The 15,531-nt window shown below is 72.0% G+C and carries 13 protein-coding genes; 9 read left to right on the forward strand and 4 right to left on the reverse strand.

What is annotated here, in order from left to right; translation table 11 throughout:
• Positions 1–92: 92 nt before the first annotated feature.
• Together meaB and ACP4J0_RS18300 are read right to left on the reverse strand one after the other, a co-directional pair.
• Positions 93–1,049: a methylmalonyl Co-A mutase-associated GTPase MeaB gene (meaB, locus tag ACP4J0_RS18295; protein WP_426599735.1), complete on the reverse strand. Its 957-nt coding sequence runs from the start codon at positions 1,047–1,049 to the stop codon at positions 93–95.
• 69 nt (positions 1,050–1,118) lie between these two features.
• Positions 1,119–2,342: an acetyl-CoA C-acetyltransferase gene (locus ACP4J0_RS18300; RefSeq protein ID WP_426599736.1), complete on the reverse strand. Its 1,224-nt coding sequence runs from the start codon at positions 2,340–2,342 to the stop codon at positions 1,119–1,121.
• A 149-nt stretch (positions 2,343–2,491) separates the two neighbouring features.
• On the opposite strand from ACP4J0_RS18300, the gene mce reads away from it, so the two are divergent.
• From mce to ACP4J0_RS18335, 7 genes are all read left to right on the forward strand, one after another.
• A complete protein-coding gene (gene mce / locus ACP4J0_RS18305) occupies positions 2,492–2,932 on the forward strand; it encodes a methylmalonyl-CoA epimerase (protein WP_426523544.1) in 441 nt (146 codons plus the stop codon).
• Between the two features lie 233 nt (positions 2,933–3,165).
• Entirely contained in the window at positions 3,166–7,146 is a 3,981-nt protein-coding gene (gene scy, locus ACP4J0_RS18310) for a polarized growth protein Scy (protein ID WP_426599737.1), read from the forward strand.
• Positions 7,147–7,353: 207 nt separating this feature from the next.
• Positions 7,354–8,289: a cellulose-binding protein gene (locus ACP4J0_RS18315; protein ID WP_426599738.1), complete on the forward strand. Its 936-nt coding sequence runs from the start codon at positions 7,354–7,356 to the stop codon at positions 8,287–8,289.
• 96 nt (positions 8,290–8,385) lie between these two features.
• Positions 8,386–9,363, forward strand: coding sequence for an ABC transporter ATP-binding protein (locus ACP4J0_RS18320; protein ID WP_426599739.1), 978 nt, complete (start codon positions 8,386–8,388; stop codon positions 9,361–9,363).
• A complete protein-coding gene (locus tag ACP4J0_RS18325) occupies positions 9,360–10,136 on the forward strand; it encodes an ABC transporter permease (protein ID WP_426599740.1) in 777 nt (258 codons plus the stop codon). Before ACP4J0_RS18320 ends, ACP4J0_RS18325 begins: the two co-directional genes overlap by 4 nt.
• A 142-nt stretch (positions 10,137–10,278) precedes the next feature.
• Positions 10,279–11,547 carry an ABC transporter ATP-binding protein gene (locus tag ACP4J0_RS18330; protein WP_426599741.1) on the forward strand — a complete coding sequence of 423 codons (1,269 nt, stop codon included), beginning with the start codon at positions 10,279–10,281 and terminating at the stop codon, positions 11,545–11,547.
• Complete coding sequence (locus tag ACP4J0_RS18335) at positions 11,544–12,416, forward strand: ABC transporter permease (RefSeq protein WP_426599742.1); 873 nt, start codon at positions 11,544–11,546, stop codon at positions 12,414–12,416. The genes ACP4J0_RS18330 and ACP4J0_RS18335 overlap by 4 nt, the downstream gene beginning before the upstream one ends.
• A 21-nt stretch (positions 12,417–12,437) precedes the next feature.
• Here ACP4J0_RS18335 and ACP4J0_RS18340 read toward each other — a convergent pair whose 3' ends face one another.
• A complete protein-coding gene (locus ACP4J0_RS18340; RefSeq protein WP_426599743.1) occupies positions 12,438–12,770 on the reverse strand; it encodes an ATP/GTP-binding protein in 333 nt (110 codons plus the stop codon).
• Between the two features lie 256 nt (positions 12,771–13,026).
• On the opposite strand from ACP4J0_RS18340, the gene ACP4J0_RS18345 reads away from it, so the two are divergent.
• Entirely contained in the window at positions 13,027–14,055 is a 1,029-nt protein-coding gene (locus tag ACP4J0_RS18345; protein WP_426599744.1) for an LLM class flavin-dependent oxidoreductase, read from the forward strand.
• A gap of 121 nt (positions 14,056–14,176) precedes the next feature.
• Here ACP4J0_RS18345 and ACP4J0_RS18350 read toward each other — a convergent pair whose 3' ends face one another.
• Positions 14,177–14,569 (reverse strand): SCO5389 family protein, encoded by a 393-nt coding sequence (locus ACP4J0_RS18350; protein ID WP_055421911.1) that lies wholly within the window; start codon positions 14,567–14,569, stop codon positions 14,177–14,179.
• Positions 14,570–14,849: 280 nt separating this feature from the next.
• On the opposite strand from ACP4J0_RS18350, the gene nucS reads away from it, so the two are divergent.
• Positions 14,850–15,521: an endonuclease NucS gene (gene nucS / locus ACP4J0_RS18355; RefSeq protein ID WP_053137172.1), complete on the forward strand. Its 672-nt coding sequence runs from the start codon at positions 14,850–14,852 to the stop codon at positions 15,519–15,521.
• Positions 15,522–15,531 lie beyond the last annotated feature (10 nt).

The following is a 15,531-nucleotide window of genomic DNA, read 5'->3' on the forward strand; positions in this document are numbered from 1 at the left end:
TCGGGCCCCGGCGGCAGCCGCTCGTCAGCCCGTCAGCCGCTCGTCAGCCCGTCAAGCCGCTCGTCAGCCCGTCAGCCGCTCGTCGGCCCCCGTCAGCCGTTCGTCAGCCCCGCCACCAGTTCGTCCGCCGCGCGGTACGGGTCCAGGTCGCCCGCGACGATGCGTTCCGCCAGCGCACCGAGGCGGCGGTCGCCGTGCAGGTCGCCGATGCGTTCGCGCAGGGCGGTGACGGCGATGGTCTCGACCTCGCGGGCGGCGCGGGCCCGGCGGCGTTCGGTGAGGACGTCCCGTTCCTCCATCCACGCGCGGTGCTTCTCCAGGGCCTCGACGACCTCGTCGACGCCCTCGCCGCGCGCGGCGACCGTCTTGACGATGGGCGGGCGCCAGTCGCCGGGGCCGCGGGTCTCGCCGAGGCCCAGCATGTGGTTCAGCTCGCGGGCGGTCGCGTCCGCGCCGTCGCGGTCGGCCTTGTTGACGACGTAGACGTCGCCGATCTCCAGGATTCCGGCCTTGGCGGCCTGGATGCCGTCGCCCATGCCCGGGGCGAGGAGGACGACGGAGGTGTCGGCCTGGGAGGCGATCTCCACCTCCGACTGGCCCACGCCGACCGTCTCGACGAGGATCACGTCGCAGCCGGCCGCGTCGAGGACGCGGATCGCCTGCGGTGCCGCCCAGGCGAGGCCGCCGAGGTGGCCGCGGGTCGCCATCGAGCGGATGTAGACGCCCGGGTCGGACGCGTGCTCCGACATCCGGACGCGGTCGCCGAGCAGGGCGCCGCCGGAGAAGGGGGAGGACGGGTCGACGGCGAGGACGCCGACCCGCTTGCCCTGCTTGCGGTACGCCGTCACCAGCGCCGAGGTGGAGGTGGACTTGCCGACGCCCGGCGAGCCGGTCAGACCGACCACGTACGCCCCGCCGGTCAGCGGCGCGAGCGTCCGCATGACCTCCCTGAGCTGCGGGGACGCCCCCTCGACCAGGGAGATCAGCCGGGCCACGGCCCGCGGCCGGCCTTCCCTGGCCTGGGCGACCAGCGAGGAGACGTCCTGCATCACAGCTCCGTTCAGTTCAGTGGGAAGTCGTCACCCGGTCGGTGAAGGTCGTATCGCGGTAACGCGGCGTCAGGCCTTGGGTACCCGCACGATCAGCGCGTCACCCTGGCCGCCGCCGCCGCACAGCGCCGCCGCGCCGACCCCGCCGCCGCGCCGCTTCAGCTCCAGCGCCAGGTGCAGCACGAGCCGGGCGCCGGACATGCCGATGGGGTGACCCAGCGCGATGGCGCCGCCGTTGACGTTCACCTTTTCGGTGGATACGCCGAGGTCCTTCATTGACTGCACGGCGACGGCCGCGAACGCCTCGTTGATCTCGATCAGGTCCAGGTCGCCGACCTCCAGGCCCTCCTTTTTCAGGGCGTGCCGGATGGCGTTGGACGGCTGCGACTGCAAAGAGTTGTCCGGGCCGGCGACGTTGCCGTGGGCGCCGATCTCCGCGATCCACTCCAGGCCGAGCTCCTCGGCCCTGGCCCTGCTCATGACGACCACGGCCGCCGCGCCGTCGGAGATCTGCGAGGAGGAGCCCGCGGTGATCGTGCCGTCCTTGGAGAAGGCCGGCCGCAGCTTGCCGAGCGACTCGGCGGTGGTGTCGCCGCGGATGCCCTCGTCCTTGCTGAACAGCACCGGTTCGCCCTTGCGCTGCGGGATCTCGACCGGAGTGATCTCGGCCTCGTAGACGCCGTTCTTCTGGGCGGCGGCCGCGCGCTGGTGGGACAGGGCGGCGATCTCGTCCTGGGCCGCGCGCTCGATGCCGAGGCGGGTGTTGTGCTTCTCGGTGGACTCGCCCATGGCGATGCCCTCGAAGGAGTCGGTCAGACCGTCGTGCGCCATGGCGTCGAGCATCTGGACCGCGCCGTACTTGTAGCCCTCGCGGGACTTCGGCAGCAGGTGCGGGGCGTTGGTCATGGACTCCTGGCCGCCGGCGACGACCACGTCGAATTCGCCGGCGCGAATGAGTTGGTCCGCCAGCGCGATCGCGTCCAGGCCCGACAGGCAGACCTTGTTGATCGTGAGCGCCGGGACGTTCATGGGGATGCCGGCCTTCACGGCGGCCTGGCGGGCGGGGATCTGCCCGGCGCCGGCCTGGAGCACCTGCCCCATGATCACGTACTGGACCTGGTCGCCGCCGATCCCCGCACGGTCGAGGGCGGCCTTGATCGCGAAGCCGCCGAGGTCGGCCCCGGAGAAGGACTTCAGCGAGCCGAGCAGCCGCCCCATCGGGGTGCGGGCACCCGCGACGATGACGGAGGTCGTGCGGTTCGTTCCAGTGGTTCCAGAGGTTCCAGAAGACATGAGCTGCGATCCCCTTTTCCGGCCCGCACAGGCCGAGGAGTGAACGAGGGTTTACTCGAATGTACTGAGCGGTATCCCGCCCGTCACCGGGCTGTCGGTGTGATCGCGCGCACGTTGCGTAACCACCTCCGGAGCGCTGCAATCAATGCATGCTGACGCGAATCGACCACATCGGAATCGCCTGCCGTGACCTCGACGCGACTGTCGAGTTCTACCGTGCCACCTATGGCTTCGAGGTGTTCCACACCGAGGTCAACGAGGAGCAGGGCGTGCGCGAGGCCATGCTCAAGATCAACGATACGTCGGACGGCGGCGCCTCGTACCTCCAGCTCCTGGAGCCCGTCCGCGAGGACTCCGCGGTCGGGAAGTGGCTCGCCAAGAACGGCGAGGGCGTTCACCACATCGCGTTCGGCACGGCGGACGTGGACGCGGACGCCGCGGACATCCGGGGCAAGGGCGTACGCGTCCTGTACGACGAGCCCCGGCGCGGTTCCATGGGGTCGCGGATCACCTTCCTGCACCCCAAGGACTGCCATGGCGTACTGACAGAACTGGTCACTTCGGCGGCCGTTGAGTCACCTGAGCACTGACTCTCGTACATAGGGGCCGGTAGGGTTGGGTGCGGTCGCCGCTCAGTCCAGGGTGACCCGGTCCTGCCGTCAGTGGTGGCGGGACCGCCGGGGTCGTGTTTCGGGGGGCGGACGCCGGGGCAGAAGCACGTGCTCCGCCGTTGATCTGACACCATTCCCCGGGGGCCCCGTCCGGTGGACGGACGGAGCTCGTTCGGGAAGATTTGCGACCAGGGGACGGATGGGACCGCGCAGTGCGGGGCTACGAGAGCCAGGAGCGAGAGCCGGCGGCTGACGTCGACCACCTCTCTCGGTTCGAGGCCGAGATGAAGCGGCTGAAGACCGAGCGGGAAAAGGCGATCCAGCACGCCGAGGACCTCGGCTACCAGGTCGAGGTGCTGCGCGCCAAGTTGCACGAGGCGCGGCGCACCATCATGTCCCGGCCCGCCTTCGACGGCGGCGACATCGGGTACCAGGCCGAGCAGTTGCTGCGCAACGCGCAGACGCAGGCCGAGCAGCTGCGCGCGGACGCCGAGCGGGAGCTGAGCCAGGCGCGGGCGCAGACCCAGCGCATCCTCCAGGAGCACGCCGAGCAGGCCGCCCGGCTCCAGGCCGAGCTGCACCAGGAGGCGGTGACCCGGCGCCAGCAGCTGGACCAGGAGCTGGCCGAGCGCCGGCAGACCGTCGAGTCGCACGTCAACGAGAACGTGGCCTGGGCGGAACAGCTGCGCGCCCGCACCGAGCAGCAGGCCCGCCGGCTGCTCGACGAGTCCCGGGCCGAGGCCGAGCAGGCCATGGCCGCGGCCCGCGCGGAGGCGGACCGGCTCACCTCCGAGGCCCGGCAGCGGCTGCGCAACGACGCCGAGAGCGCCCGCGCCGAGGCGGAGCAGATCCTGCGCCGGGCCCGCGCCGACGCCGAGCGGCTGCTGAACGCGGCCTCCACGCAGGCGCAGGAGGCCACCGACCACGCCGAGCAGCTGCGCACCTCCACCGCCACCGAGTCGGAGGCCACCCGCCGCCAGGTGCAGGAGCTGAGCCGGGCCGCCGAACAGCGCATGTCCGAGGCCGAGGAGGCGCTGCGCAAGGCGCAGGCCGAGGCCGAGAAGGTGGTCGCCGAGGCCAAGGAGGCCGCGTCCAAGGCCCTCGCGAGCGCCGAGCAGACCAACGAGCAGCGCACCCGCACCGCCAAGGAGCAGGTCGCCCGGCTGGTCGGCGAGGCCACCAAGGACGCCGAGTCCACCAGGACCGAGGCCGAGCAGCTGGTCGCGGACGCCCGCGCCGAGGCCGAGAAGATCGTCACCGAGGCCACCGAGAAGGCCCGCACACTCACCGCCGAGGAGACGGCCACCCAGCTGTCCAAGGCCGCCAAGACCGCCGAGGACGTGCTGAACAAGGCGTCCGAGGACGCCAAGCGGACCACGAAGGCCGCCGCCGAGGAGGCCGAGCGGATCCGTACCGAGGCCGAGGCCGAGGCGGACCGGCTGCGTGCCGAGGCGCACGACATCGCCGCCGAGCTCAAGGGCGCGGCGAAGGACGACACCAAGGAGTACCGCGCCAAGACGGTCGAGCTGCAGGAGGAGGCGCGCCGGCTGCGCGGCGACGCCGAGCAGCTGCGTGCCGACGCCGTCGCCGAGGGCGAGAAGATCCGCGCCGAGGCCCGCAAGGAGGCCGTGGCGCAGATCGAGGAGGCGGCGAAGACCGCCGAGGAGCTGCTCGCCAAGGCCAAGGCGGACGCCGACGAGCTGCGGCAGACCGCGACGGCCGACAGCGAGAAGGTCCGCACCGAGGCCATCGAGCGGGCGACGACCCTGCGCCGGCAGGCCGAGGAGACCCTGGAGCGCACCCGCGCCGAGGCCGAGCGGCACCGGGTGGAGGCCGTCGAGCGCGCCGAGGAGCTCCAGGCGGACGCCGAGCGGGCCGCCCGCGAACTGCGCGAGGAGACCGAGCGTGCCGTCGAGGCCCGGCAGGCGGAGGCCGCCGGGGAGCTGACGCGGCTGCAGACCGAGGCCGAGGAGCGCCGCACCGCCGCCGAGCAGGCGCTGACCGAGGCCCGTGAGGAGGGCGAGCGGATCCGCCGCGAGGCCGCCGAGGAGAGCGAGCGGCTGCGCACGGAGGCCGCCGAGCGGATCCGTACGCTCCAGCAGCAGGCCGAGACGGAGGCCGAGCGGCTGCGCACCGAGGCCGCCGCGGACGCCTCCGCCTCCCGCGCGGAGGGCGAGGCCGTCGCCGTACGGCTGCGGTCCGAGGCCGCGGGCGAGGCGGAGCGGCTGAAGTCGGAGGCGCAGGAGAGCGCCGACCGGGTGCGGGCGGAGGCTCAGACCGCCGCCGAGCGCATCGCCGCCGAGGCCTCCGAGACGCTGGCCGCCGCCCAGGAGGAGGCCGCCCGGCGCCGCCGCGAGGCCGAGGAGCTGCTGGGTGACGCCCGGCAGGAGGCGGACCAGGAGCGTGAGCGGGCCCGCGAGCAGAGCGAGGAGCTGCTGGCCTCGGCGCGCAAGCGCGTCGAGGAGGCGCAGGCCGAGGCGGTCCGGCTGGTCGAGGAGGCCGACCGGCGCGCCACCGAGATGGTGTCGGCCGCCGAACAGCACGCGACGCAGGTACGGGAGTCGGTCGCCGGGCTGCACGAGCAGGCCCAGGAGGAGATCACCGGGCTGCGCAGCGCCGCCGAGCACGCGGCGGAGCGCGTCCGGCGCGAGTCCGAGGAGGAGGCGGACCGGGTCCGCGCCGACGCCTACGCCGAGCGGGAACGCGCGAGCGAGGACGCCGCGCGGCTGCGGCGCGAGGCGCAGGAGGAGACGGAGGCCGCCAAGGCGCTGGCCGAGCGGACGATGTCCGAGGCCATCGCGGAGGCCGACCGGATCCGTTCGGACGTGTCCGAGCACGCCCAGCGGGTGCGCACGGAGGCCTCCGACACCATCGCCGAGGCCGAGCAGTCCGCGGCGCGGACCCGGGCGGACGCCCGCGAGGACGCCAACCGCATCCGGTCCGACGCGGCGACGCAGGCGGACACCCTGATCACCGAGGCGCGCTCCGAGGCGGAGCGGCTCACCACGGAGACGGCGGCCGAGACCGACCGGATCCGCACGGAGACGCTCGCCGAGGCGGAGCGCGTCCGCACCGAGGCGGCGACCGAGGCCGAGCGGGTACGCACGGAGGCGGCCGACGAGGCGGAGCGGCTGCGGACCGAGACGGTCGCGGAGGCCGAGCGGGTACGCGCCGAGGCCACCGCCCGGGCCGAGCAGCTGGTCTCGGACGCCACCGGGGAGGCGGAGCGGCTGCGCGCCGAGGCCGCCCAGACGGTCGGCTCCGCCCAGCAGCACGCCGAGCGCGTCCGCACCGAGGCGGAGCGCGTCCGGGCCGAGGCGGCGGCGGAGGCCGAGCGGGTGACCACGGCCGCCCGCGAGGAGGCCGAACGCACCCTCGACGAGGCCCGCAAGGACGCCAACAAGCGGCGCTCGGAGGCGGCCGAGCAGGTCGACACGCTCATCACGGAGACCACGGCCGAGGCCGACAAGCTGCTCACCGAGGCCCAGCAGCAGGCCCAGAAGGCCACCGCGGACGCCGAGTCGCAGGCCGACACCATGGTCGGCGCGGCCCGCGCGGAGGCGGACCGGATCGTCGCGGAGGCGACGGTCGAGGGCAACAAGCGGGTGGAGAAGTCCCGTACGGACGCGGACGAGCTGCTGGTCGGCGCCCGCCGGGACGCGACCGCCATCAGGGAGCGCGCGGAGGAGCTGCGCGAGCGGCTCACCTCCGAGATCGAGGAGCTGCACGAACGGGCCCGCCGCGAGGCCGCCGAGACGATGAAGTCGGCCGGCGACCGCTGCGACGCGCTCGTCAAGGCCGCCGAGGAGCAGCTCGCCAAGGCGGAGGCGAAGGCCAAGGAGCTGGTGTCGGAGGCCAACTCCGAGGCCGGCAAGGTGCGCATCGCCGCCGTCAAGAAGGCGGAGGGACTGCTCAAGGAGGCCGAGCAGAAGAAGGCGTCCCTGGTCCGGGAGGCCGAGGAGCTCAAGGCCGAAGCGGTCGAGGAGGCCCGGCGCACGGTCGAGGAGGGCAAGCGCGAGCTGGAGGTCCTGGTGCGGCGCCGCGAGGACATCAACGCCGAGATCTCCCGGGTGCAGGACGTGCTGGAGGCGCTGGAGTCCTTCGAGGCGCCGGCGGGCGGCAAGGACAACGGGGTCAAGGCCGGAGCCACGGTCGGTGCCCCACGTTCGGGTGGCAAGTCGTCAGACGGCTAGCGTTCGGGACGGATTCGGTGTCTCCTGGAGATCTTTGGCTGCTTTTCCGACCAACCCTTGACCAGAACTTTGGCAAGCCATCCGAGGGTCAGCCACCCGAAAGAGGTGTCATTCTCCGTACCAAACGCGCATCCGCTCGATGACACACCGCGTTGGCGCCTAGGATTCCCTCTATCACCTCACCCGGTCTCTTTCGACAGGAACCCCATGAGCGACACTTCCCCCTACGGCTTCGAGCTTGTGCGGCGTGGGTACGACCGCGCTCAGGTGGACGAACGGATCTCCAAGCTCGTCTCCGACCGTGACAGCGCTCTCGCCCGCATCACCGCTCTGGAAAAGCGCATCGAGGAGCTCCACCTCGAGACCCAGAACGCCCAGGCCCAGGTCAACGACGCCGAGCCGTCGTACGCCGGTCTCGGCGCCCGGGTCGAGAAGATCCTGCGTCTCGCCGAGGAAGAGGCGAAGGACCTGCGTGAGGAGGCCCGGCGCGCCGCCGAGCAGCACCGCGAGCTCGCCGAGTCGGCGGCCCAGCAGGTGCGCAACGACGCGGAGTCGTACGCCGCGGAGCGCAAGGCCAAGGCCGAGGACGAGGGCGTCCGGATCGTCGAGAAGGCCAAGAGCGACGCCTCGCAGCTGCGCTCCGAGGCGCAGAAGGACGCGCAGTCCAAGCGCGAGGAGGCGGACGCCCTCTTCGAGGAGACCCGCGCCAAGGCCGCGCAGGCCGCCGCCGACTTCGAGACGAACCTCGCCAAGCGCCGCGAGCAGTCCGAGCGCGACCTGGCCTCCCGTCAGGCCAAGGCCGAGAAGCGCCTCGCGGAGATCGAGCACCGCGCGGAGCAGCTGCGTCTGGAGGCGGAGAAGCTGCGCACGGACGCCGAGCGCCGCGCCCGCCAGACCGTCGAGACGGCGCAGCGCCAGGCCGAGGACATCGTGGCCGACGCCAACGCGAAGGCGGACCGGATCCGTTCGGAATCGGAGCGCGAGCTCGCGGCCCTCACCAACCGCCGCGACTCCATCAACGCGCAGCTGACCAACGTGCGCGAGATGCTGGCGACCCTCACGGGCGCCGCGGTGGCCGCCGCCGGTACGCCGGCCGAGGACGAGCCGGTCTCCCGCGGGGTGCCGGCCCAGCAGTCCCGCTGACACGGGGCGAACGCCGGCCGAACACGTACGGAACGAGGGCGAAGCCCTCTGTCACTGGGGTGGCAGAGGGCTTCGTCCCGTTCTAGCGTGGGCGCCATGATCGAGCTCGAGGGGCTGACCAAGCGGTACGGCGAGAAGGTGGCGGTCAACAACCTCTCCTTCACCGTCAGACCCGGCATCATCACGGGCTTCCTCGGTCCCAACGGCGCGGGCAAGTCGACCACCATGCGGATGGTGCTGGGCCTGGACCGGCCCACCGCGGGGGACGTCCGGATCGACGGCAAGCACTACGACCAGCTCAAGGACCCCCTGACGTACATCGGCGCCCTGCTGGAGGCCAAGGCCTGGCACGGCGGGCGCAGCGCCTACAACCACCTGCTCTGCCTCGCCCAGAGCAACGGCATTCCGGCGACCCGGGTGCGCGAGGTCCTGGACACGGTCGGGCTCACCGCGGTCGCCCGCAAGAAGACCAAGGGCTTCTCCCTCGGCATGGGCCAGCGGCTCGGCATCGCCGGCGCGCTGCTCGGCGACCCGCGGATCCTGATGTTCGACGAGCCGGTCAACGGCCTCGACCCCGAGGGCATCCACTGGATCCGCAACCTGATGAAGACACTGGCCTCCCAGGGCCGCACGGTCTTCGTCTCCTCCCACCTGATGAGCGAGATGGCGCTGACCGCCGATCATCTGGTGGTCATCGGCCAGGGCAGGCTGCTGGCGGACACCTCGATGGCCGAGTTCATCGCGGAGAACTCGCGCAGTTACGTCCGGATCCGCACCCCGCAGCGCGAGCGGCTGCTCGACGTACTGCACGGCGACGGCATCACGGTCGTCGAGGCCGGCGCCGAGGCCCTGGAGGTGGACGGCGACACGTCCGAGGCGATCGGGGAACTGGCGGCGCGGCACCAGATCGTGCTGCACGAACTGAGCCCGCAGCGGGCCTCGCTGGAGGAGGCGTTCATGCGGCTGACCGCGGAGTCCGTGGAGTACCACGCGCACGACGGGCAGCCGCCCGGCGCGGCGCCGCCGCGGCAGCAGGAACGGCAGCAGTGGGGCAGCGACTGGAGGAAGGGATGAGCATGGCGGCGGCACAGGTCGTCCGGTCCGAGTGGACCAAGATCCGGTCGGTCGCGTCCACCGTGTGGACGCTGGGCCTCGCCGTGGTCGTCACCATCGCCCTCGGCATGCTGATCTCGGCGCTGTCGAAGAGCGAGTTCGACAACCTGAGCGAACAGGACCGGCTCTCCTTCGACCCGACCTTCATCAGCTTCGCCGGGACCAGCCTCGGCCAGCTGGCGATGATCGTGTTCGGGGTGCTGGTCGTGGGGAACGAGTACAGCTCCGGCATGATCCGCACCTCGCTGGCCGCCGTGCCGCAGCGCGGCACCTTCCTGTTCAGCAAGCTCGCGGTGGCCACGGGGCTCGCCCTCATCGTGAGCATGGTCACCAGCTTCGCCACCTTCTTCCTCGGTCAGGCGATGCTCGGCGATCTCAGGGCGTCGATCGGCGATCCGGGCGTACTGCGCGCGGTCATCGGCGGCGGCCTCTACATGACCCTGATCGCGATGTTCTCGATGGGCGTCGCCGCGATGCTGCGCTCGCCGATGCTGTCCCTGGGCATCCTGATGCCGTTCTTCTTCCTGATCTCCAACATCCTGGGCAACGTCCCGGCGACGGAGAAGATCGGCCGGTTCCTGCCCGACCAGGCCGGCAGCAAGATCATGCAGGTGGTCGCGCCGGTCGACGACGACGTCCCCTACGGCCCGTGGGGCGGACTCGGGATCATGGCGCTGTGGGTGATCGCGGCGCTCGTCGGGGGGTACCTTGTGCTGAAGAGGCGGGACGCATGAGGACCGGGCAGACGCTGGAAGGGTTCCCTCCGCGCCCGGATTCTGCCCGGGCTTGAACGGAACCGTCAGCGCCTCGATATCCTCCTAACCCTTACGGGGGCGTGTGCCCTGCTGTCCCTGAACCTTCCGATGGGTGCGGAGCATGATCGAGGCTGTCGGCCTGACCAAGCACTACGGCGACAAGACCGCTGTGTACGACCTCTCCTTCCAGGTGCGGCCCGGCGCCGTCACCGGTTTCCTCGGGCCCAACGGCTCGGGCAAGTCGACGACGATGCGCATGATCCTCGGCCTGGACAACCCGACCTCCGGCCACGTGACGATCGGCGGCCACCCGTACCGCAAGCTGCCCAACGCCGCCCGGCAGGTCGGAGCACTCCTCGACGCCAAGGCGGTGCACGGCGGCCGGTCCGCCCGCAACCACCTGCTGAGCCTGGCCCAGCTGTCGGGCATCCCGGCCCGGCGCGTGGACGAGGTGCTCGGCGTGGTCGGCCTCCAGGACGTGGCCAGGCGGCGCTCCAAGGGCTTCTCCCTCGGCATGGGCCAGCGGCTCGGCATCGCCGCGGCACTGCTCGGCGACCCCCAGGTGCTGCTGTTCGACGAGCCGGTCAACGGCCTCGACCCCGAAGGCATCCACTGGGTGCGCAACCTGATGAAGGCGCTCGCGGCGGAGGGCCGTACCGTCTTCGTCTCCTCGCACCTGATGAGCGAGATGGCGCTGACCGCCGACCACCTCATCGTCATCGGGCGCGGCCGGCTGCTCTCCGACATGAGCGTGAAGGACTTCATCTCGGCCAACTCCGCCGACTTCGCGCGCGTGCGGACACCGGACGGCGAGCCGCAGCTGCGCGAGAAGCTGACGTCCGCGCTGACCGAGGCCGGCGGGCACGTGATGCCCGAGCAGGACGGCGCGCTGCGGGTGACCGGGCTGGCGCTCCCGCGGATCAGCGACGTCGCGCACGACACCGACGTACGGCTGTGGGAGCTGTCTCCGCACCAGGCCTCGCTGGAGGAGGCGTACATGCGGATGACCCAGGGCGCCGTCGACTACCGGTCGACCACCGACCAGAAGGCCGGACTCCAGCAGCCGCTGCCGCCCGGCGCGCAGCCGCCGATGCCGGTGCCCGGCCAGGGCCAGCCCGGCTGGTACGCCCCGCCCCCGCCCCAGCAGGGCGGTCAGCCCTTCGCGGCGCCCCCGGGCGCGCCGGGCCAGGCCCCGGCGGGAGCGTACGGCGGCGCCCCGGTCGCGCCCGGCGCGGTTCCGGGCAGCCCGCCCGTCAACCCGTACGCGGCACCGCAGGCTCCCCAGGCGCCCGCACCGGCCGCCGCACCGCCCGGCACCGCCCCCTCACCCGCCCACGCGCCCGCGCCCGCGCCCGTCACCGACCCGCCCAAGCCCGAGGACGCCCGATGAGCACGCCCCAGCCCCCGACGCAGCAGGCCGCACCCGACTGGCAGGCGGCGCCCGGTTCGCCGTACCCGACCTACACGTCGCCGATCCCGGTGGTGCGCACGCACCTCGGGCACGCGGTCGCCTCCGAGTGGACGAAGATCAAGTCGGTGCGCTCGACGATGTGGACGCTGGGCGTGTTCGTCCTGCTGGTCCTCGGTATCGGGCTGCTGACCGGCCTGGTGGTGGCGAGCTCCTCGCCCGACCTCTCCGGAGCGAACGGGCTGGAGCTGGGCTTCTTCGGACTGCTCCTCGGCAGCATCTGCGTCATCACGCTCGGTGTGCTGACCACCGCCTCGGAGTACGGCACCGGCATGGTACGGACCACGATGACGGCCTGTCCGAGCCGCAGCCGGGTCCTCGCGGCGAAGGCGATCGTGTTCTTCCTCGTGGCGTTCGCCGTGACGCTGGTGTGCACGGCGCTCGTCGCCCTCGTGCACACGGCGCTCCTGGACGGCAGCACCGGAGCCGAGGCCCCAACCGGCGGCGAGTGGCTGAAGGCCACGGTCGGCGTCTCGCTCTACATCGCGCTGCTCGGACTGCTGTCGCTCGCCGTCGGCTCGGTCATCCGGCACTCCGCGGGCGCCATCACCATCATGATCGGGACGCTGCTCGCCCCGCTGGTGATCGCGTTGTTCATGTTCACGGAGTCGCTCAAGGACGTGCAGCAGGCACTGTTCGAGTACTCGATCCCCAACCAGATGAGCATCTTCTACGCCAACTCGCTCAGCGACTCCGGCCCGTCCGGCTGGGACCCGCTGTGGATCATGCTCGGCGTGACGGCCGCCGCGTTCGCCGGCGCGTGCGCGCTGCTGGAGAAGCGGGACGTGTAGGAGCGGAACGTGTAGGAACGCTCAGAACCTCGGCGCGTTACGGGACCGCTGCACCCTCGTGGTGCGGCGGTCCTTCGCGTTCCAGCAGGCCTTGTGCCAGTGCCGGCGGTCGTCGACACCCGAGTGCGCCGGCCAGGCCACCACGTGCGGGACGCCGCCCGGGATGAGCTGGTCGCAGCCCGGGCAGCGGTACGACTTGCCCTGGGCGCTCGCGCCCGCCACATGCCGTACGCTCCAGTCGTCGCCCTGCCAGCTCTCCGACGACTGCCAGCCGCCGTAGCGGCCGGAGCTGTCCTCCTCGGCGCTCCGGCCGGACGAACCGGCTCCCTTGGGTCGGTTGCGACGCGGGGACACAGAACACCTCACGGAGCTATACAGGAAGTACGGGCGGCGTCCAGCCTACGCGGCACGGACAGGGGTACACGTACGCCCGCGACCGCCCCGACTCCCCCCGTGCCGGGCTGCCGCGGGGGCCCTGGCGGCCCCTCCACAACGGCCGATTCTGTAGACAATCCGTCAATCCCTCCGCCCGGCCGTGTCCTCGGCACGTGTCAGACGGTTATGCCCTGCGGGGGAGCTCCGTGTCGGAGCCGAGGAAGCAGGAAGAGCGATGCGCGTAGGAAGTTTCGTGTTGGGCGCCCAGTTCCCGGGCCAGGGCCAGGGGGAGGCGCTGCACCGCGCGGTCCGCTCGGCCGAGGTCGCCGAGGAGGCGGGGCTCGACACGGTCTGGCTGGCCGAACACCACTTCGTGCCCTACGGCACGTGCCCGTCGGCCGTCACGCTGGCCGCACTGCTGCTGGGCCGTACCCGCCGCATCCGGGTCGGCACCGCGGTCAGCGTCCTGCCCACCGCCCACCCCGTGACGCTCGGCGAGCAGGCCGCGCTGCTGCACGTCACGAGCGGCGGCCGGTTCTCGCTGGGCGTGGGCCGGGGCGGCCCGTGGGTGGACCTGGAGGTGTTCGGCGCGGGCCTGGAGGCGTACGAGGAGGGCTTCCCGGAGTCACTCGATCTGCTGGTCCGCTGGCTGCGCGAACCGTCCGTCGGCGCCTCGGGCGAACGCTTCCGGTTCCGCGAGGTACCCGTCGTCCCGCGCCCGTCGGAGTCCCTGACGGAGGGCGCGGGCCCCGAGGTCGTCGTCGCCTGCACGTCCCCGGCGAGCGTGCGCACGGCGGCCGAGCGGGGGCTGCCGATGCTGCTCGGCATGCACGTCGGGGACGAGGAGAAGACCGAGATGGTCGCCCTGTGGCGCGAGCACGCCCGCGCGGCCGGGCGGCCGGCGGCGGAGATCCACCGCGCGGCCCATGTGTCGGCCGGCGTCTGCCAGATCGCGGACCGCCGCACGGACGCGGCCGAGACCCTGCTCAAGGCGATGCCGGGCTGGCTGCGGCAGGGGCTGGACGCCCACGTCACGGTGGACGGCCGCACCCGGCGGATGCGCGACCCGTACGCGTACACCGAACTGCTCTGCGGACTGCACCCGGTGGGCCCGCCCCGACTGTGCGCGGACCGGCTCGCAGCGACCGGCGAGCGGACCGGAATCAGCCGTTTCGCCCTGCTCGTCGAGGGGTCCGGAGATCTCGCGGCGACCGAGGAGAACGTCCGGCGGCTCGGGGCCGAGGTACTCCCCCAGCTCCGCTGACCGCGCCGGCGACGGTCACCCGGGCGCCGCCGGCGAGGGGCCCCGCCCTCTGCCGGACAGCTTGCCGCTCCGGTACGAACTGCACCTCCCTCGTACGGAACGGCAAGCGGACCACGCCGCGTCAGCAGTCGCGGAACTCGGGCGACTGGTTCAGTACCTGGCTGCGTACCGAGGTGAATCGGGTCAGCTTCTCGTCGACGGAGGAGTCCAACGGGAACACCGCCACCCGGTGGCAGTTCTGGAAGGCCAGCCGCACCCCGAAGTGCCGCTGCAGTGCACCGCGTATGGCGTCACTGGCCAGCGCACGCAGCAGCTGACCGCGTGCCTGCTCGTCCGGCGGGGGCGTCTGGTTGTCGGCGAACGCACCGCCGTCGACCTTCAGCTGTGCCACCAGGGAGCTGACCATCTCCCATGCGTAGGGCAGGGAAGTCCGGACGCAGTCGACGAAGGCTGCTTCGTCGACCTCGCCTCGCTCGGCCTGTTCGAGTAGGGCCGGTGAGACGTCGAGCGACATGAGTTCTCCTCTCGCACCCCCGACTGGCAGGGGTTGCCGGACAGTTGAGGGAGGGCGCGATATTGAACACACTGTGTACACACCTCGCGACCTCCCGTTCAATACCGTAAGCAACCGATCGTGACCGCACCAGGAGAATGGCTATATGGGCACCATCGGGTAGGCGCACAATCGGCCAGTGTGCAAGGTGGGGCCAATGGGAGAAGTGGGACAGCGCGCGGAGTCGCCGCGGCACGGGCGAATCGCGTCGGACCGGGCGCGTCGAGTAGCGTTGCCGACCATGCGTCTCGTCATTGCCCGCTGCTCCGTCGACTACGCCGGACGGCTCACCGCCCACCTGCCCTCGGCTCCCCGGCTGATCCTGGTCAAGGCGGACGGCAGCGTCTCGATCCACGCCGACGACCGGGCCTACAAGCCCCTCAACTGGATGTCGCCGCCCTGCACCCTGAAGGAGGGCACGGGCGAGGAGGAAGGCGTCTGGACCGTCGTCAACAAGGCGGGCGAGAAGCTCATCATCACGATGGAGGAGATCCTCCACGACTCCTCGCACGAGCTGGGCGTCGATCCCGGTCTGATCAAGGACGGCGTGGAAGCGCACCTCCAGGAGCTGCTCGCCGACCGTATCGAGACGCTGGGCGAGGGCTACACCCTCATCCGCCGCGAGTACATGACCGCCATCGGCCCCGTGGACATCCTGTGCCGGGACGCCGAAGGCCGGACCGTCGCGGTGGAGATCAAGCGGCGCGGCGAGATCGACGGCGTGGAGCAGCTCACCCGCTATCTGGAGCTGCTGAACCGCGACCCCCATCTCGCCCCGGTGCGCGGCGTCTTCGCCGCGCAGGAGATCAAGCCGCAGGCCCGCGTGCTCGCCACGGACCGCGGCATCGGCTGCCAGGTACTGGACTACAACGCCATGCGGGGCATCGAGGACGACAAGCTGCGGTTGTTCTGAGCTTCCGCGT

It is taken from the genome of Streptomyces sp. WG7 (assembly GCF_049975785.1).
Taxonomy (GTDB): Bacteria; Actinomycetota; Actinomycetes; order Streptomycetales; family Streptomycetaceae; genus Streptomyces.

Excerpts from the sequence above, each read along its gene's own strand:
- ACP4J0_RS18300 (WP_426599736.1), bottom strand. The coding sequence starts at position 2,342 with ATGTCTTCTGGAACCTCTGGAACCACTGGAACGAACCGCACGACCTCC.
- nucS (WP_053137172.1), top strand. The coding sequence starts at position 14,850 with ATGCGTCTCGTCATTGCCCGCTGCTCCGTCGACTACGCCGGACGGCTC.
- ACP4J0_RS18335 (WP_426599742.1), top strand. The coding sequence starts at position 11,544 with ATGAGCACGCCCCAGCCCCCGACGCAGCAGGCCGCACCCGACTGGCAG.
- ACP4J0_RS18345 (WP_426599744.1), top strand. The coding sequence starts at position 13,027 with ATGCGCGTAGGAAGTTTCGTGTTGGGCGCCCAGTTCCCGGGCCAGGGC.
- ACP4J0_RS18350 (WP_055421911.1), bottom strand. The coding sequence starts at position 14,569 with ATGTCGCTCGACGTCTCACCGGCCCTACTCGAACAGGCCGAGCGAGGC.
- meaB (WP_426599735.1), bottom strand. The coding sequence starts at position 1,049 with ATGCAGGACGTCTCCTCGCTGGTCGCCCAGGCCAGGGAAGGCCGGCCG.
- ACP4J0_RS18315 (WP_426599738.1), top strand. The coding sequence starts at position 7,354 with ATGAGCGACACTTCCCCCTACGGCTTCGAGCTTGTGCGGCGTGGGTAC.
- ACP4J0_RS18325 (WP_426599740.1), top strand. The coding sequence starts at position 9,360 with ATGAGCATGGCGGCGGCACAGGTCGTCCGGTCCGAGTGGACCAAGATC.
- ACP4J0_RS18320 (WP_426599739.1), top strand. The coding sequence starts at position 8,386 with ATGATCGAGCTCGAGGGGCTGACCAAGCGGTACGGCGAGAAGGTGGCG.
- mce (WP_426523544.1), top strand. The coding sequence starts at position 2,492 with ATGCTGACGCGAATCGACCACATCGGAATCGCCTGCCGTGACCTCGAC.
- ACP4J0_RS18330 (WP_426599741.1), top strand. The coding sequence starts at position 10,279 with ATGATCGAGGCTGTCGGCCTGACCAAGCACTACGGCGACAAGACCGCT.